The sequence below is a fragment of the Pseudomonas fuscovaginae SE-1 genome (assembly GCF_000364705.1).
GTDB classification, from domain to species: Bacteria; Pseudomonadota; Gammaproteobacteria; order Pseudomonadales; family Pseudomonadaceae; genus Aquipseudomonas; species Aquipseudomonas fuscovaginae_A.
Window position 1 is genome coordinate 13,191 of sequence record NZ_AQOH01000294.1, and the last position, 17,906, is coordinate 31,096.

Here is a 17,906-nt window from a genome sequence, read left to right on the forward strand (position 1 = left end):
TCCCTTGTGCGGACCCGCCGTCGCCTGGGCCCGACAACAGTAGTCATACCGCCCATCAGAAACAGCGATGGTGGAATCTTCAAGAGTTCTATTACCCATTACGCTAAACAGTATCAGGAATCCTGATGCTACAAATACACATACTGTTTCAATGATTCTAGCGTCGTACACTCGCTCACATGCCAGGCAACAAACACTGGCTCCATAAATACAAGAAGCAAGTGGTGACACGATGAGCAGTCAAGTTTCATTCGAAGATCTTCCGCTGACCCGATTCCATCTACGAACGGTATTCAGCGGAACAGGAGGACAGTTCAGCGACGGATTCGTACTCGGTATTATCGGCATCGCCGTGAGCATGGCCGCCGGGCCCTTGCAGCTCAACGCCCTGTGGATGGGACTGCTGGGCGCCGCCTCATTGGCAGGTCTGTTTCTTGGCAGTTTGGTCGGCGGCCCACTCGCCGACAAGTTTGGTCGCCGCGGTATCTTCGCCTGGGACATGCTGCTGTTTGCGATTATCTCCGCTTCACAGTTCTTCGTAACTTCTCCTGAACAACTACTGGCACTGCGTTTATTACTCGGCCTGGTACTGGGCTTCGATTATGTCGTCAGTAAATCCCTGGTCACCGAGTTCGCCCCACGGCGTTACCGGGGTCGCCTGCTCAGTATTCTTGCCGCGGCCTGGGCCGCCGGTTATGTCGCCGCCTATCTGGTCGGTTTCGCGGTACGAGATACCGGCCCCGATGCCTGGCGCCTGATGCTCGCCCTCAGTGGCGTGCCCGCCCTGCTGATTCTCCCGCTACGCCTGGGTGTACCGGAGTCGCCGATCTGGCTCATGGCCAAGGGGCGCACCGAAGAAGCCATGACCATCATCCGCAGCAAGTTCGGCGACCACGTCACCCTGAGTGCCGCCGCACCGGCCCGCGCGCAAAAGAGCGGCGGCCTGGCCGAACTGTTCAGCCAGCGCTGGCGCAGGCACACCCTGGTCGGCTGCGTGTTCTACACCTGCCAGGTCATCCCGTTCTTCGCCCTGGGCACCTTCTCCCCACGGGTGCTGGAAGCCCTCAATGTGCAGGACAAGTTCGTCGGCGGGCTGGTGTACAACGTCCTGCTGATGGTCGGTGCCCTGCTCGGCCTGATGATCATCGACAGGATCTCCCGCCGCGCCTTCCTGATCGGCACCTTCTACCTCAGCGCCGTGGGCCTGGCGGTGCTGGCCTACGCCGGTTTCGGTCCGCTCGGCACCATCCTCGCGTTCGGCTTCTTCGCCTGTGTGCTGGCCGCGGCCGTCAACCTGGAATTCGTCTATCCACCGGAGCTGTTTCCTACCCACCTGCGGGGTTCGGGGATCGGCCTGGCCGTGGCCTCGAGCCGCTTCGGCTCGGCATTCGCCACCTTCCTGCTGCCGATCGCCGTGCAGCAACTGGGTATCCAGACGGCGTTGGGTGTGTGTGTCGCGGTGCTGGTGTTCGGTGGCGTGTTCTGCCACCTGTTCGCCCCGGAGACGAGCAAGGAAGAGCTGGCCGGCATGACCGCGGCCAGTGATGAAAGCAGCACGCGCCCGGCCATGCCACTGGTGACAGCGACGGGCCAGGAAGGAAAGATTCGCTCCTGAATCCCTATCCAACCCGGTGAGAACGACCATGCCAGCCAACAAACTGATCGACATGCATGCCGTACAGGTCTTCATCTGCGTGGCAGAAGAAGGAAGCATGTCGGGCGCCGCCACTCGCATGGGCATCTCCCAGTCGGGCGTGTCGCAGATGGTACGGCAACTGGAAGATGAACTGGGCGTGGTGCTGGTGGACCGCACCACCCGCCCGCTCACCCTCACCTCCTGGGGCGTGGCGCTGCGAAACCGCGGCGCGCTGCTGGCCGAGGAACTGTCGAACCTGAAAGCCCAGGTGCTGGAAGCCGGCCGCGGGGTCAAGCCCGACCTGCGCCTGGGCCTGGTCGACTCGTTCGCCTCGACCTGCGGCTCGATGTTCACCAAGCGCATGCTGGGCCAGGCAGCCCAGCTCTCGGTACGGACCGGGCTCAGTCCACAGCAGGGCGAAGCCTTGCTGCGGCGTGACCTCGACCTGATCGTGACCAGCGATCCGCTGATGGATGCCAGCGACGTGGTGCGCTACCGATTGTTCTCGGAACGCTACTTCGTGATCACGCCGACCACCCAGCGCAAGCCACTGAACACCATCGAGGACGTAAGGGCCCTGGCCAACGTGCTGCCGGTGGTGCGTTTCAACCGTGCCTCCCAGGTCGGCCAGCAGATCGAGCGCCACCTGAGAAGCCTGAACATCCGGGTACCGAACTGGCTCGAGCTGGACAACGCCGACGCCCTGACCTCGATGGTCGCCGAGGGCATCGGCTGGGCCGTCACCAGCCCGATGTGCTTCCTGCAGGCCAGCACCTGGGCACGCAACGTGACCGCCCACGTGGTACCGGAGCTGGGTCTTGAGCGCTCGCTCTACCTGGTCGCCAGACGCAACGAATACAGCGCCTTTTTCGCAGACGCCTGCGAAGCGGCGCGCGACGTCATCCTCGACGCCTTCCTGCCCAACCTCACGGCCCTGGGCCAGGGTGTCGAGGCTCTAGTGAAATTTGATGAGGGTAATATCCGTGAGTACTTTTGATCACCGCAACGCCAGGCTCGAACAGGACTACGTCGGGGAAGTCAGCATCCCCGGCGACAAGCTCTATGGCGTGAACTCGGTGCGTGGCCTGCAGAACCTGACGGTATCGCCCCTGACGGTGGCCCACTACCCGGCCTTCCGTGACGCCTTCGCCCAGTGCAAATGGGCCGCGGCCCTGGCGAACCGCGACAGCGGCGTGCTCGACGCCACGCAGTGCGACGCCATCGTGCAGGCCTGCCAGTCGCTCATCGCCGGCGAGTGCGACGACTCGCTGATCGTCGACCTGCTGGAGGGCTCGGGGGGCACCTCGACGAACATGAACTTCAACGAGGTGATTGCCAACCGCGCCCAGCAGGTACTGGGGCACCCGACCGGCCGCTATGACATCGTGCACCCGAACGATCACGTCAACATCTCGCAGTCGACCAACGACGTGTATCCGGCCGCGTTGAAGATCGCTACTTACGCCATGTTCACCCCGCTGATCGACGAGGTGCAATTGCTCGCCGTGGCGTTCGAGAAAAAGGCCGGGCAGTTCGCCGACATCCTGCACCTGGGCCGCACCTGCCTGCAGGACGCCCAGCCCATGCGCCTGGGCCAGTTGTTCTCCGGCTATGCCTCGCTGACCCAGCGCCTGGCGGTCGAGCTGGCGGCCGTGCGCGACAAGCTGCGCACCCTGCCCCTGGGCGGCACCGCGATAGGCACTGGCTTCGGTGCACCGGGGGCCTACCGCAAGGCGGTCTACCGGCACCTGTCGGCCATCACCGACGTCGAGTACCTGGCGCCGTCGAACCCGTTCGATGCCATGCAGAACATGGACGTGTTCTCGCGTGTGTCCGGCGAGCTGCGCACCTGCTCCGCGTCACTGGCCAAGATCGCTTCGGACCTGACCAAGCTGTCCTCCGGCCCGGTCGGCGGAATCGGCGAACTCAAGCTGCCCGAGGCGCAGGCCGGTTCCTCGATCATGCCGGGCAAGGTCAACCCGGTACTGCCGATGGCGATGATCCAGTTGAGCTTCGCGGTGATCGGCAACGACGTCGCCGTGGCCCAGGCCGTGCAATACGGCGAGCTGGAGATCAACCACTTCGAGCCGGTGGTTGCCTCACGGGTATTCGACAGCATCACCCTGCTGACCCAGGGTATCCGCGGCTTCCGTGAGAAGTGCATCGCCGGGATCACTGCGGACGCGGACCGCAACCTGCGGCACCTGACCGACTCGATGGCCGTGGCCACTGCCCTGGTTCCCCAGCTGGGCTACGCCAAGGTCAGCAAGCTGGCGCGGCAGTCCGTGGCCGAAGGTCGCTCGCTGCTGGCAATCATGGAAGAGTCCGGGGTCATGACCCGGGAACAGGCCCTGGCGGCCATCGAAAAAGCTTCTCACCCGGTGTTCGAGGGTTGAGAAAACCGGTGAGGTGGTCGCCCGATCACCTCACCGCCTGGGTGGATGTCTTCACCCGTAACGTTTGAACCCTGACAACAAACCTCCAGAGTTCGTTCTGCGAACTCAGCCTACCTCTGCCCTGAAAACTTGAATGCAGGTGGATAATGAACATTCTAAAAGTAGGTTTTACCGTGTTGCTCGCTTCGGTCATGACGGTCAGTCAGGCCATGGCCCAGAGCTCGGTTTCCGCCAAACCCACCGTCACCGTTCTGGCAACGGGTGGCACGATTGCCGGCACTGCGGCGCAGCAGAGCCAGACCACCGGCTACAAGCCCGGCGTGCTGACGGCCCAGGCGCTGATCGCCTCGGTCCCTTCGCTCGGTGAAGTGGCCAACGTCACCGCCGAGCAGGTGGCCAACGTTGGCAGTGACAACATGGACAACCCGACCCTGCTCAAGCTGGCCAAGCGGATCAACACACTGCTGCAGCGCGATGACGTGTCCGGCGTGGTGGTGACCCATGGCACCGACACCCTGGAAGAAACCGCCTACTTCCTCAACCTGGTGGTCAAGAGCGACAAGCCGGTGGTCGTCACCGGCTCGATGCGCCCTGCCACGGCCATCGGTGCCGACGGACCGAGCAACATCCTGCAGGCGGTGGCCGTCGCCGCCTCGCCCGAGGCCAAGGGCCGTGGCGTCATGGTGGTGCTCAACGACCGGATCGGTTCGGCCCGCTTCACCACCAAGACCGACGCCAATGCCCTGGACACCTTCAAGTCGCCGGAAGCCGGAGACCTCGGTCGCCTGGTCAACCAGGTGCCGCTGTTCGAAACCCAGATCACCAAGCGGCACACCGTGCAGACGCCGTTCGATATTTCCGGGCTCGATGCACTGCCCAAGGTCGACATTCTCTACGGCTACCAGAACGACAGCGGCTACCTGTACGACGCCGCCGTGCAGAACCACGCCCAAGGAATCGTGGTGGCTGGCGTCGGTGCCGGCAGCGAATCGAACTTCGTCCTGCCGGCCATCCGCAATGCCATCCAGAAAGGCGTGGTCGTGGTGCGCTCCACTCGTACCGGTAGCGGCTACATCCCGCAGGACGATGCCTACGTGGGCCTGCTGGGCGATACCCTGAACCCACAGAAAGCGCGGATCCTGCTGATGCTGGCCCTGACCGTGACCCATGATCCGGCGAAGATCCAGGACATGTTGCACACCTTCTGACAGCCCTCGGGCACTGGGTCGCAGTCGATGTCTGTCATTTACGGCCTTCCAAAATTGAGGCGGTTCCCTACTCGCTATCGGCATGGGAGAACATGGGAGAATATTGTGTGCGTCCAGGGTGGTGACTAGAGTCCAAGGGGCGCTGCACATTCAGCGGTCGGGCTTGGTAACCCGGAGAGTGAATAGGCGCACAGCGCCGCGAGAGCGGCTTTTTTGTGTTCGCTGTAATGGCGGGCTGTGCGCGGAAGGCTTCGGCCTGCCGGTTTCTATTCGCCGGTTTACCAACCTGCGTACAGTTCGCCCCCCCTTCGCTTGGTAATGAAACGTGGCGGGCTCCTGACCCGCAGCCGCCGGCTTCAGTCAACCCACCAGCAGCCCCTGCCGTACCAGATAAACCAGCATGCCGATCAGCCCACAACCGAACAACACCTGAATCACCCCGCGCCTGAAGCCGAACAAGGCGACGGCCGCCGCCGCGCAGATAATCAGCGACGGCCAGTCGGCCCGACTCTCGATGCCGCTCGGCCAGAACACGTGGTAGGCGAAGAACAGCGCCAGGTTGACGATCACCCCGACCACCGCTGCGGTGATCGCGGTCAGCGGCGCGGTGAATTTCAGCTCGTCATGGGTGGACTCCACCAGCGGTCCACCGGCCAGGATGAACAGGAAGGACGGCAGGAAGGTGAACCAGGTCACCAGGCTGGCGGCGACCGCACCGGCGAGAAACGGCTGTTCGGCGCCGAACATCGGCTGTACGTAGCCGCCGACGAAACCGACGAACGCCACCACCATGATCAGCGGTCCCGGCGTGGTCTCGCCCAGGGCCAGGCCGTCGATCATCTGCGTCGGTGACAGCCAGCCATAGTGACCGACCGCGCCCTGATAGACATAGGGCAGCACCGCGTAGGCACCGCCGAAGGTCAGCAACGCCGCCTTGGTGAAGAACCAGCCCATTTGCGTCAGCGTACCCTGCCAGCCGAATGCGGCGCTCAGCAGGCCCATGGGCAGCGCCCAGAGCGCCGCACCGATCAGCAGCAGGCGCAGCAGATGCACCCAGCGAAAACGCGCATGTTCGGGGGTGGGCGTGTCGTCGTCGATCAACGCGGGCCCGTGACTGGCCTTCGCCGCGGCATGACCACCGCCGATGACGAACTGCTCCGGCAGGAAGCGGCCACCCAGGTACCCCAGCAACGCCGCCACCAGGACAATGGCCGGGAACGGCGCATCGAGGGCGAAGATCGCGACGAAGGCCGCTGCGGCGATGGCCCATAACCAGGCGTTCTTCAGCACTCTCGAACCGATACGGTGGGCGGCCTGCAACACGATGGCGGTCACGGCGGGCTTGATCCCGTAGAAGACGCCCGCGACGACGGGTACCTCACCGAACGCCACGTAGATCCAGGCCAGGGCGATCAGGATGAACAACGACGGCAGCACGAACAGTGCCCCGGCGATCACTCCGCCCCAGCTGCGATGCATCAGCCAGCCGATGTAGGTGGCGAGCTGTTGCGCCTCCGGGCCCGGCAGCAACATGCAGTAGTTGAGGGCATGCAGGAAGCGCCGCTCGCTGATCCAGCGGCGGCGCTCGACCAGTTCCTGGTGCAGGATCGCGATCTGCCCGGCGGGGCCGCCGAAGCTGATGAAGCCGAGCTTCAACCAGAACAGAAAGGCTTCCAGCAGGCTCACGGACGGCCTGGCTGCGGGCGACGGTTCAACAGCGCGTGCAGTGGAGTCGGTCATGGCTTTTCTCGAACGATGCCGTATGTCTCAAGAGCCCTCGGACACTCGTGGCTCAGGGTCGGAGCGACAGGATCATCTCATGCCAGGCCATCCCGCCGTGGTCCGAGGGCGAAGGCCGCACGTACCGATAACCCATCTTGCGGTACAACTCGACGTGCCGCTCCTTGCACATCAGGTGGATGGTCTGCTTGTTCAGCGCCTGCATGCGCGCGATGAACTCGCTCATCAGTAGCCTGGCGTAGCCCTTGCGCTGATGGGCAGGATCCACCACCACCGACATGATCACCACGTTGGGCGCCACGGGATCATGGCCGACCAGTTCCTTGAACGCCTCGTCGGACATCACCACTTCATGGGCGCAACCGCTGTTGATGAAACCGACGATGCCGCCATCGGTCTCGAGAATCAGGAAGCCTTGCGGATACTGCTCGATCCGGGTGCGGATCTTTTCCAGCGTGGCGGCTTCGTCGCCCTCGTACGCGCCGATTTCGATTTCGTAGCAGCGTTCGGCGTCCTGGGCGACAGGTTGGCGAAAATGCGGGGTGCTCATGAAAGTGATCCAGACAGTTAACCAGTAATCGCGCCATGGTATCAGCATCGCCGCCAGTCTGGCCTCGTACCTTGTCGCACCTGGGGTGGACATGGGAGCCCACCGTCCCGTCACCGGCTCTTGAACACCCCACTGAGCACGAACGCATAACGCTCTGGCCGGATGAAGAAGGTCGTGCGATCGCAGCAACGGTCATCGTCGAACCAGGAGGTACGCTCCATCACCAGCAAGGCCGTGCCGCGCTTGACGCCCAGGTGCGAGGCCAGGTTCTTGTCCGCCTCGCGGGCACGAATGGCCATATCGGCGCGAGTCACCGCCTGCCCGGTGGCGCGTTCGAGCACCGAGTACAACGGTACCTGCGCCATCTCCTGCCAATCGACCTCGCGCAACTGGTCCGTGAGATAGCTGCAGGCATAGGCGATAGGCTCCTGGTCGACCCAATGCAGGCGCTCGACCTTCACGCATTGACCCTCGAACAGGCTGTGCAGCTCATCAGGCGCCGGGATGCGCTCATGCCCGAGCATGCTCATCGTCGGCTGCAGTCCTTGCAGCAACAGTGACTCATGGAAACTGCGCAACGCATCCAGGTTGTGCCGCACCTGCTGCGCCGCAACGAAGGTGCCCTTGCCCTGCTTGCGTTCGACCACGCCGTCTTCTTCCAGCTTGCCCAGAGCCAGGCGGATGGTCACCCGGCTCACGGCAAAGCGCGCCATCAGCTCGGCTTCGGAGGGGAGTTTGCCGTCGGCGCCGAAATGCCCTTGCTGAATCTCATGCAGCAACTGCCGGACGATCTGTTCGTAGAGGGAGGTGGAGCTTGCTCGCTGGAGAGTCACGTGATTACCGATCCGTTGGAGTGAATGAAACGCGGTGATGGCGCTTCGCTTCTAAGGTTATGACCATTTCGTCTTGGGACAACTTGTATTAATACGTATTATTACAGACATTGACTATTCTAGATGACTCGGTGCCGCTTGCCATGTCCCATGCCGAACTTTACCTGCCCCCCGATGCGCTGAGCGTCCGCGATGTCGAATTCGCCTACCCGAACGGTCATGCCGTGTTCAAGGGCCTGAACCTGCGCGCCCGGCCCGGCGAGTTCGTCGCCATCCTCGGGCCCTCCGGCTGCGGCAAGACCACCCTGCTGAACCTGCTGTCGGGTTTCCAGAAACCGAAGGCCGGCCAGGTGCTGGTCAACGGCCTGCCAACCGAGCCGGAACTGCCCAGGCTTGGCTATGTGTTCCAGAGCCCGCAGCTGTTTCCCTGGCTCAGCGCCCTGGAGAACGTACGCTTCGGGCTCAAGCTGGCCGGCCGCGGCAACACCGGGGCGCAGCGTCAACAGGCACTGAAATACCTGCGCCTGGTCGGACTGGAGCACGCCGCGCAGCAGTTGCCGCGCCAGCTCTCCGGCGGTATGCAGCAACGCGTCTCGCTGGCCCGCGCTCTGGTGCTGGAACCCGAAGTGCTGCTGATGGACGAGCCGTTCGCCGCCCTCGACGCGATCAGCCGCGCCGCCATGAACGAGGAGACCCTGCGCCTGTGGGCCGCCCTTGGCCAGAGCGTGCTGTTCATCACCCACGACATCGACGAGGCGGTGTTTCTCGCTGATCGCGTAGTCGTCATGAACATCGCGCCGGGCGGCATTCACAGCGAGTTGGCCATCAACCTGCCGCGCCCGCGCAGCAACCTCGAAACTCGTCGGTTGCCCGAGTTCCTCGACTACCGCAATGAGCTGATGACGCGCATCAGTGAGGTCATGGCCGCCTCCCCTCTGCGCATCGACTCCACCCACTGAAAACGAGCCCGACATGATCAAGAAACTGCTTCTGCCGGTCGCCCTGGCGGCGACCTCCTGGCTGGCCTCGGCCCAGGCCGCCGAACCGCTGCGTATCGGCTACGTCTTCGCCATGGCCAACGCCCCCGTGCTGATCGCCGACAAGCTGGGCTACTACCGCGACGAAGGCCTGGACGTCGACATCAAGGCACTGGGCGATGGTCCGGTGATCCAGCAGGCCCTGGCAGCCCACGAGCTGGATATCGCCTACGTCGGCGCGCCACCGGTTTACCAGTGGTACGCCCGTGGCCTCAAGAGCGTGATTCTGGCCAAGGTCAATTACGGCCAGGCCGCCGTCCTGGCCGGCAGTCACAGCCAGATCCACGACCTGGCCGGGCTCAAGGGCCACAAGCTGGCCGGCGTGAAGAAAGGCAGCGGAATGGACGTGCTGCTGCGCGGCTACGTACTCGGCGAGCGTGCCGGGCTGAGCCCGGACAGCGACCTGGACATCGTCGACATGCCGCCGGGCAACATGAACGCCGCGCTCGAGCGCCACATCGTCGACGCCGCGTTCTCCTGGGAGCCCTTCGTCAGCCAGGCACTGCTGCGCGGTTCGGCGCGCCTGCTGCTGGACGTGAACCAGGCTCTGCCGCAGTACCCGTGGTATGTGGTCATCGGCCTGCCGGAAACCCTGCGTGAGCGTCCCGACGACGTGGTGAAACTGCTGCGCGCCCACCGCCGGGCCATCGCCTACCTGAACGAACACCCGAGCGAGTCCAACGCGATCATCGCCGAGGCATTTCGCCTGGAGTCGGTGCGGCGTCCCGACGGCAGCCAGGCCGATGGCCAGGCCATCGTCGCCGAAGCCCGCAAGCGCCTGGGCTGGTCGGCCGAGCTGACCGACGCCGATCAGAAATTCATCGAGCGACTGATGGCCTACTCCAACACGCTCAAGTTCATGAATACCACAGTGCCGCTGAAGGACCTGGTGGACACCTCCTACCTGCAGAAAGCCTCGCGTTGAGTTGCCGATGAAATTGCCAAGACCCAATTGGGGCTGGGCCTCGCTGCCCTTTCTGCTGCTGGTGTGGATCCTTCTCGCCAGCCGCTTCCCCAGCTACGTGTTGCCACAACCCTGGGTGGTCGCCGCCGAGGCGCTGCGCTGGATCGACGACGGCTCGCTGTGGAAGCAGTTCCGCGCCAGCGCCCTGGAGGAACTGGCCGGTTTCGGCAGCGCGGTGCTGGTGGCAGTGATCTTCGGCACCGCCGCCGGCCTGTCGCGGCGCCTGCGCGAGTTCGTCGCACCGCTCAACAGCCTGTTCATGGCGATTCCGCCGATCGCCTGGGCGCCACTGATCCTGATCATTTTCGGCCTCGGGTTCTTCTCGATCATGTTGGTGATCTTCATCGCCGCCGTGTTCCCGATGATCGTCACGCTGCAGGAAGGCGTGCTGGGCATCCGCGACGGCGAAGTCCGCGCGGCCCGGACCCTCGGCGCCAGCCCGCGGCAACTGCTGCTGCACATCTACCTGCCGGCCTCGCTGCCGTTTCTCACCGCCGCGCTGCGTATCGGCTTCAGCCAGGGCTGGCGCGCACTGGTGGCCGCCGAGATGATCGGTGCCTCCCAGGGTATCGGCTGGATGGTCTCGATGGGCGGGCAAATCGGCAACAGCAGCCAAGTGCTGCTGGGTATCGTCATCATCGGCCTGCTCGCCTGGCTGATGGAAAGCCTGGTGTTTCGCCGGCTCGAACGTCACTACCAATCCTGGCGAGCCGCCTGAGGCGCCCCGCCGTTCCCATCACGTTTGTGATTTTCAACGAGGTATTCCCGTGAGCCAGACCTTCGATCCCCGTGACGCCGGCCCGTACATCGCCCCCAGCGGGCTCTACGAACGCAACAAGGCACGGCCCTTCCTCGGCAGCATCCAGTGCGACCGCCAGACTCTGGTCGCCGGCCAGTGGGACGAGATCACCTTCGTCTACGAGGTCGGTGCCAGCGGCCTGGCCGACGGCGCCTGGCTCAAGCTGGCGTTCAAGTTCTACTCGGACTGGGCCCTGTTCCAGACCTCCGACCCGACGGCGGCCAACTATGTCAGCGCCGAGTACCAGGCCGGTGACCTGGTGCCGGGCCAGAGCCCGGCCACGGTACAGCACCTGAAGGTTCGCTTCGACCAGAAGGGCCATGAACGCCCCTTTCAGAAGGCCATCCTGGTCGACATCGTCGACGGCTATCTCAACCCCGGCGACCGCATCATCATCCGCCTCGGCGACCGTCGCCAGGGAGGCGCCGGCACTCGCGTGCAGAGTTTCGTCGAGAAGGATTTCCGCCTGCGACTGTTCATCGATCCGCTGGGCAGTTCCAAGTTCGCCGAAATACCGGGTGACCTACTGCTGGACATCATCCCCGGTGCGCCGGAGCGGCTGCAGGTAATCGCGCCGCGCCTGGTTGGCGAAGGCCAGCCGTTCGACCTCCTGGTACGCGCCGACGATGCCTGGGGCAATACCTGTCGACACACACCATTGACCGGTGAACTCACCCTGGCCGGGCCGGCCGCTCAAGTCCAGCGCCTGCCCTTCACCTTGGCCAGCGAAGGCTGGGCGATCCTGCGGGTGCCGGCCATCGAGCTCTCGGCACAAGGCGAATGGTCGATCCAGGCCGCCACCGGACAGCCCGGCGTGCAACCGGGCGCGGCCTTCGTCAACGTCGACGCGGCACTGGGCACCCTGCGACCGCTGTATGCCGACCTGCACGTGCATTCCGATGACACGGTGGGCACCAACGATACGCTGTACAACCTCAGCTACGGCCGCGATGTCGCCGGCCTGGACGTGCTCGGCTACACCGCCAACGACTTCAACATCACCGAGCAGCGCTGGGATGCGGCAGTCAAGCTGATCGGCGAGCTGAACGAACCGGGACGCTTCGTCTGCTACCCGGGCACCGAATGGTGCGGCAACTCCTGCGCCGGCGGCGACCGCAACGTAGTGTTCCTCCACGACGGCAAGCCGGAGTTTCCCTTCGACACCCAGGGGCGGCTGGTGCGCTCCTTCGAGTGGAACGAGTTCACCGCCGGCACCATCAAGCCCGGCGCCTGGCCGGTGGATGAGCTGTATGCAGCCTACGCGCATGACCCGGAAGGCCACCTGATGATGCCCCATGTCGGCGGCCGGCGCTGCAACCTCGACTGGCACCATCCCGAGCTGGAGCGCCTGGTGGAAGTCGGTTCGGCCTGGGGCCAGTTCCACTGGGTCTACGCCGAAGCCCTGCAGCGCGGCTACCGTGTCGGTGCCGCGGCCAACAGCGACGAGCACCAGGGCCGTTGCGGTGGTGGCGTACCGGCCACGGCCGTGTTCGGTTCCCGCGGTGGCCTGACCGGCGTCATTGCCGAAAGCTTCGATCGCGCCGGCGTAGGTCGCGCCCTGCGCGCCCGCCACACCTTCGCGACCACCGGCGAACGCAGCCTGGCGGTGTTGCGTCTGGGCGAGCATCTAATGGGTGACGTGGTGACGGTCAGCGGCGAAACCGCCCTGGATTACCGCCTGCTGGGCGATGCCGGCTGGGAACAGATCGAACTGTTGCGTGGCGACCAGCGCATCTGGTCGCGTAACCTGCATGTCGAAGCCGGTCTGTCGTCGCGACGGATCCGCCTGCGCCTGGGCGGTGCGCGAATCAAGGACCGCTATCGCGGCGCCTACTGGAGCGGTGAAATCAGCCTGACCGGTGCGACCATCAATGCCTTCCGTTTCCTCGGTGCCGACCACCCCGAGCAGGTGGCATGGCGCAAGGACGCCACCACCCTGGCACTCAAGACCGACACCAATGGCGACACTGACAGCCTGGAAATCGATATTTCCGGGCTGGCCGGCGCCAGCATCGACGTGCAGTTGCGGATCGATGCTTATGTCAAGGTCGGCGACCCGCTGGAGCCACACCCGCATGTGCATGCACCCACGGTGACACTGCAACTGACAGGCGAAGAACTGCTGGCCGCTGGCGCGCTCGTCAAGACACTGCCCGGTGCGGAACTGCAGGTGACAGTGGAGCAGATCAGCGAAATCCCTCTGCCTCGCGAGGTCTCTGGCCGGATCGAGCTGAGTTCGCTGAACCTGGAAGCGGGTCGCGAACATCCGCTGTTCATCACTGCCCGTCAGCGCGACCAATCACGAGTCTGGACCTCGGCGCTGTTCGTCACACTCTGACAGCGGCCCCGAAAAAAACGGTAGCAGATCGGCTTTTGACAGCCCCCACGGCATTGTTCATTGTGTGGGGGCATACCGCTGAACTTGTCAGCACCATGCCGATGTAGCTTGGATCCGAGGGGCTACGATACGCAGTTGCGTAGGGTCCGCCTCCAGGTCGCAGCGCTTCCAGTCACGCGACCGATCGACCTGCGTCGATGGAAGCATCGCTGTGACCCCGCTGTTCTCCCCGACTCTTGCATCCGCCCAGAGCAGACGCTCAAGGAAAGGGCGTGGCCTGCTGCATCGTTTTACCACCTCAACCGGGAAATCACCTCCCGGTCGGGACCGGTGGTTTCTCTCGAACAGGAGAAGTCATATGTCCCCACAGCAACAGGCAGGCGCTACCTTCAAGTACGCCCTTGTCCTGACCCCGTTGACATGGAAGAAGGCCGTAAAGGACTACAGGGGCCAACGGGGGTCAACCTTCGAAATCCGCCTGCGGGAGCTGCTCAACGCAGCGGCCAGGGCACACAACCGGCAACCTGAGGCCAGGCAGGTGCATTTCGACCTGTACCCGCTCATGGAGAAACGGTTCCGTCTGGAGCTGGTGCTCAGCCTGCTGAGTTCGAACAACGGGCTGCAGTATCTGCTGCTTTCGCTCAAGGAAGAATGGACCGCGTGACCGTCGGGACTCCCCCTTTGGGATCACCTCAAGAAAAGCCCGCTTCGGCGGGCTTTTTCTCGTCCGCGGTTTGAGGACGCCTGATATAACGCTCACCGGGAGCCGGTTTGCCTACTGAGGTCTTCCTGCCAATTTGCAACCCTGCACCCACCATCGCGTGAGGACACCTGGATGCATGGTTCCCCTACCGGGCCCCTGGCCGCTCTTGTAACGCTCGCAGTACCGCTGGCCGGAGGGCGAGGATGAAGTGGCCAACCCGCGTGGAACTGCACTTCATCGCGGCATGGGCGCCCCAGACGTCGGTACCGGCCGTCTGTGCCGACCTCAACGAATTGCTCGGCCTTGCCCAGTTGGGCATGCTCGATGGCCAGGCCCTTTATCCCCTGCTCGAGAACTGCGGCCTGAGCCCGAGGTGGATCGGCCCCGGCGGAATCGAAATCCGTGACCCGCTGGCCGGGACGCTGCTGCTCTGCTTCGAGCTGTGGGAAGTCACGATTCACTGAAGGAACCAAGCTCGTGCCAAGCCACTCGGACATTGTCGATGCCTGGGGAGGATGGCGGCTGTGGTCGTCGGGGGCTACGCCGTGTATGGCGACCGCGACCTCGAACGCGTGCCAGCCAGGTTCGAGTGGTCCGGAAAGACTGCCCGACAAAAACGACTACCCAGCCCGCATGGGCCGGGTAGCGCAAGGCGACTCGCGAAACTCAATCGCTGGCCGACGAACCGGGAGCCCGATAGTCATTGGCTTGGGGCGCATGGACGAGCCAGGGGAACCGCTCGGCCACGTCATCGGCGTCCTTGACGACCCGGTCGCGGATGAGAGGCGGAGCGAAATCCGCCCTTCGCGTGCCATCCAGCACATCCATGGGCAACTCACCGAACAGTTTTCTGGCCTGGCGGGCCAGGTCGTTGTCGCAGGCGAAATCGGTCCGGGTCGCGCCGGAATAGCGATACCTGCGCGGCAGGCCGAACAGACCGCGCAACAGCCGACCGCCCGCATGGATCCGACTCTCCATCTCCCGCCGATCGATCAATGCGACGTGATGGGCATGCAACAGGCGGCGAACGACAGTGTCGTAGGTGATCAACAGATACATCCCCAGAAAGCCGAACTGGGTGGTAATGGCAATCGGCAGCCTGACAGGCCGGATATTGAAATTCTCCTGCGCACTGATCGCATCCGGAAAGGCCCTCATGAGCAGTTCCAGATTGTCCTGGATCAGCGCCAGCTCGGCCTTGCAGCGCTGCAGCCTCTCCTGGATGCGCAACATCCAGAGGTCGGCGTAGGGATCATCCTGCGCGGCGCCCTCCATCACCTTCCTGAGCGAGCCGAGAAAGCCGCCAAAACCGATGATCGCGGTCTTCTCCTCGCTCGCGGCCCTGCCTTGCCAGATCTGCACGGCATGAAAGGTATGCAACGTCAGCTCCATGGCACTGCGCAACGGGCCGAGTCTGGTTTCGATGGAATAGAACATTGATCGCTCCTGGCTGGAATATCGGAATCCCAGTCTCATCAGGAACAAGATCGCCATCAGCCGGAAAACAGAACCGGTAGCGTACGGTTTTCAACAGTGAGAGGTCCGACTTTCCTGCAAGCCCGACGGCGCACCATTGATCGCGATCGCCAGTAGGGACACCTGCCCGAATCGATAAGAACGCCCTCGCATTGCGCGCAATGCTTTGCAGTTCGCAACCGGCGATGCCGCCTGGCAAAGACTTGGACCGAGGTGGAATAGGCGAATTCACCACACAGGCCGATAGACCCTGCCAGATAAACCTGCAAGTTCTACATGAGCCGCCGAAACAAAAAGTTACTTAATATCTGGAGGCCGATAGACGGTCATTAATGAGCAATGGGGACACTCAAGTATCCCCATGCCTGGGCGATAGGCTAATTAAGCCCGCACAGGACACTTCCATGATACTTCGCAAACTGAACCTCGCCCCGCGTTCCGCCGTCTGCTTCGGTCTCTTCGGCGTGATGATACTTGCCATTGGCCTGATTGCGTTGCGGCAAGTCGACCGTCTCAACGATTCGGAGAAGTTCGTTGAAGGCAACGTGCTGCCCAGTGTGAAGTTGCTCGGACAACTCGATAAAGAGTTCGTCTCCATTCGAGGCAACAACGCCCGCCTGCGCAACCCGATCGAGCCTCAGGAACGCAAGGTGAAAGCCCTCAGCGACATCCAGCGCTCTCGCGATTTGATCAAAGAGGAAATGGAAGCACTGGGCAAACTCATCGTTACGCCCCAGGGGCGTAAGACTTTTGAAGAATTTTCGCGGGCACAGCAACTGTACACCAGAACCCAGGACCAATATCTCGCCTCGGTCGCCGCTGGGCAATTGGAACAGTCTGTCCAGATATCCAACGGCAACATGAAGGAAGCCGCAGACCTGGTAGAGACCACGATAACGAAACTCATCGGCATCAACGAGGAAAAAGCCCTCAAGGCCGGTAAAGAGGCTGATCATGTTTATCAGCAGACCTTGTGGATCGTGGGTATGTTCATCGCGGCGGCCATTGGCGCCTCCCTGTTACTCGCGTTGCTTTACACCCGCAGCCTGACCGTGCCTCTTGGCCAGGCGTTGAGCGTGGCCGAGCGAATTGCCGCCAACGACTTGAGCAGGCGTATTGACACCGACGGGTCGGACGAGGCCGCGCGGATGATAGCGGCACTGGCTACGATGCAGACCAATCTGCGCAATGCGCTGACCTTGATTGGCGACTCATCGACGCAGCTGGCTGCGACCTCGGAAGAGATGCATGCGGTGACCGAAGGCGCTGCACACAACATCCAACGTCAGGGCAATGAAATTGAAATGGCGGCCACCGCAGTCAACGAAATGAGTGCCGCCGTGGAAGAGGTGGCCAGCAATGCCGCCTCCACCTCCCAACTGACTGCCCATTCGAGCTCCGCGGCCATTGCGGGACGCACCCAGGTCGAGGAGACGGTGGCAGCCATCAACCAGATGGTTTCCAGTGTCCAGACAACCTCGACGCAAGTGCAGGCCCTGGCAAACATGGCGACCGACATCAGCAAGGTGCTGGATGTGATTCGTGCCATTGCCGAACAAACCAACCTGCTGGCGCTGAATGCCGCCATTGAGGCCGCACGTGCCGGTGAGGCCGGTCGAGGTTTTGCCGTCGTCGCCGATGAGGTCAGGGCGCTGGCCCATCGTACCCAGCAATCCACGCAGGAAATCGAACAGATGGTCGGTTCGATTCAATCCGGGACGTCCAACGCCGTGTCCTCGATGAGTCAAACCAGCACTCAGGCACAAAAGACACTGGAGATGGCTCATGGCGCAGGCACGGTTCTGGTCAACATCACCGACGCCCTGAGCCAGATCAACGAACGCAACCTGATGATTGCCACCGCAGCCGAAGAACAGGCACAGGTGGCACGTGAGGTCGACCAGAACCTGGTCAGCATCCGCGACCTGTCGAGCCAGACCTCAGAAGGCTCGAGCCAAACCGCCATCGCCACGGCCGAGCTGTCGAGCCTGGCGATCAACTTGAATCGCCTGACCCGACAGTTCCAGCTTTGAGATGAAACCCGCGCCACGGCCGTCTGCGGGCGACCGTGGCAGACCCGCCTGCGCTGCCCTCCAAAAAATAACTTATACAGTGAACTTTTTCTGTACAAGAAAAGTCCGACCGCTGATGCCAATTGGTCATCATTAAGCCATCACTCCGCCCCTCTCATGGCAAGCGTTTGTGAAGGATTCAGTCAACGGTTCG

General features: G+C 63.1%; 15 protein-coding genes. 11 read left to right on the forward strand and 4 right to left on the reverse strand.

The genetic code is table 11. The features are described from left to right. The first annotated feature begins 232 nt into the window (after nt 1-232). The 4 genes from K675_RS31300 (at nt 233) to K675_RS0123705 (ending at nt 5,240) form a co-directional block, all read left to right on the forward strand. On the forward strand, nt 233-1,615 hold the full coding sequence (locus tag K675_RS31300) for an MFS transporter (protein ID WP_080635389.1): 1,383 nt from the start codon (nt 233-235) through the stop codon (nt 1,613-1,615). Between the two features lie 28 nt (nt 1,616-1,643). Then, nucleotides 1,644-2,633 carry a LysR family transcriptional regulator gene (locus K675_RS0123695; RefSeq protein WP_017905958.1) on the forward strand — a complete coding sequence of 330 codons (990 nt, stop codon included), beginning with the start codon at nt 1,644-1,646 and terminating at the stop codon, nt 2,631-2,633. Next, on the forward strand, nt 2,620-4,032 hold the full coding sequence (locus tag K675_RS0123700; protein WP_017905959.1) for an aspartate ammonia-lyase: 1,413 nt from the start codon (nt 2,620-2,622) through the stop codon (nt 4,030-4,032). Before K675_RS0123695 ends, K675_RS0123700 begins: the two co-directional genes overlap by 14 nt. Nucleotides 4,033-4,178: 146 nt before the next feature. Next, complete coding sequence (locus K675_RS0123705) at nt 4,179-5,240, forward strand: type II asparaginase (protein ID WP_026145487.1); 1,062 nt, start codon at nt 4,179-4,181, stop codon at nt 5,238-5,240. A gap of 360 nt (nt 5,241-5,600) precedes the next feature. Here the strand turns inward: K675_RS0123705 and chrA are convergent, their stop codons facing one another. The 3 genes from chrA to K675_RS0123720 all read right to left on the reverse strand — a co-directional run bounded on the left by chrA (nt 5,601) and on the right by K675_RS0123720 (nt 8,363). Beyond that, complete coding sequence (gene chrA / locus K675_RS0123710; RefSeq protein WP_026145488.1) at nt 5,601-6,980, reverse strand: chromate efflux transporter; 1,380 nt, start codon at nt 6,978-6,980, stop codon at nt 5,601-5,603. 52 nt (nt 6,981-7,032) lie between these two features. Next, nucleotides 7,033-7,530 carry a GNAT family N-acetyltransferase gene (locus K675_RS0123715; protein ID WP_017905962.1) on the reverse strand — a complete coding sequence of 166 codons (498 nt, stop codon included), beginning with the start codon at nt 7,528-7,530 and terminating at the stop codon, nt 7,033-7,035. A 110-nt stretch (nt 7,531-7,640) separates the two neighbouring features. Beyond that, complete coding sequence (locus K675_RS0123720) at nt 7,641-8,363, reverse strand: GntR family transcriptional regulator (RefSeq protein WP_026145489.1); 723 nt, start codon at nt 8,361-8,363, stop codon at nt 7,641-7,643. Between the two features lie 143 nt (nt 8,364-8,506). Here K675_RS0123720 and K675_RS0123725 point away from each other — a divergent pair, with 143 nt between their 5' ends. The 6 genes from K675_RS0123725 to K675_RS0123750 all read left to right on the forward strand — a co-directional run bounded on the left by K675_RS0123725 (nt 8,507) and on the right by K675_RS0123750 (nt 14,668). Then, the gene (locus K675_RS0123725; protein ID WP_017905964.1) at nt 8,507-9,322 is read left to right on the forward strand and encodes an ABC transporter ATP-binding protein; all 816 of its coding nucleotides are present in this window, start codon (nt 8,507-8,509) and stop codon (nt 9,320-9,322) included. Nucleotides 9,323-9,335: 13 nt separating this feature from the next. Further along, nucleotides 9,336-10,325 carry an ABC transporter substrate-binding protein gene (locus tag K675_RS0123730; protein ID WP_017905965.1) on the forward strand — a complete coding sequence of 330 codons (990 nt, stop codon included), beginning with the start codon at nt 9,336-9,338 and terminating at the stop codon, nt 10,323-10,325. A 7-nt stretch (nt 10,326-10,332) separates the two neighbouring features. Continuing rightward, the gene (locus tag K675_RS0123735; RefSeq protein ID WP_017905966.1) at nt 10,333-11,082 is read left to right on the forward strand and encodes an ABC transporter permease; all 750 of its coding nucleotides are present in this window, start codon (nt 10,333-10,335) and stop codon (nt 11,080-11,082) included. Nucleotides 11,083-11,131: 49 nt separating this feature from the next. Further along, nucleotides 11,132-13,501 carry a hypothetical protein gene (locus K675_RS0123740; RefSeq protein ID WP_017905967.1) on the forward strand — a complete coding sequence of 790 codons (2,370 nt, stop codon included), beginning with the start codon at nt 11,132-11,134 and terminating at the stop codon, nt 13,499-13,501. A gap of 358 nt (nt 13,502-13,859) precedes the next feature. Continuing rightward, nucleotides 13,860-14,165: a hypothetical protein gene (locus K675_RS0123745; RefSeq protein WP_017905968.1), complete on the forward strand. Its 306-nt coding sequence runs from the start codon at nt 13,860-13,862 to the stop codon at nt 14,163-14,165. A 242-nt stretch (nt 14,166-14,407) separates the two neighbouring features. Next, entirely contained in the window at nt 14,408-14,668 is a 261-nt protein-coding gene (locus K675_RS0123750) for a hypothetical protein (protein ID WP_017905969.1), read from the forward strand. 202 nt (nt 14,669-14,870) lie between these two features. On the opposite strand, the gene K675_RS0123755 is transcribed toward K675_RS0123750, so the two are convergent. Beyond that, complete coding sequence (locus K675_RS0123755) at nt 14,871-15,641, reverse strand: PFL_4669 family integrating conjugative element protein (protein ID WP_017905970.1); 771 nt, start codon at nt 15,639-15,641, stop codon at nt 14,871-14,873. A 443-nt stretch (nt 15,642-16,084) separates the two neighbouring features. Here K675_RS0123755 and K675_RS0123760 point away from each other — a divergent pair, with 443 nt between their 5' ends. Next, nucleotides 16,085-17,713 carry a methyl-accepting chemotaxis protein gene (locus K675_RS0123760; RefSeq protein WP_017905971.1) on the forward strand — a complete coding sequence of 543 codons (1,629 nt, stop codon included), beginning with the start codon at nt 16,085-16,087 and terminating at the stop codon, nt 17,711-17,713. Nucleotides 17,714-17,906 lie beyond the last annotated feature (193 nt).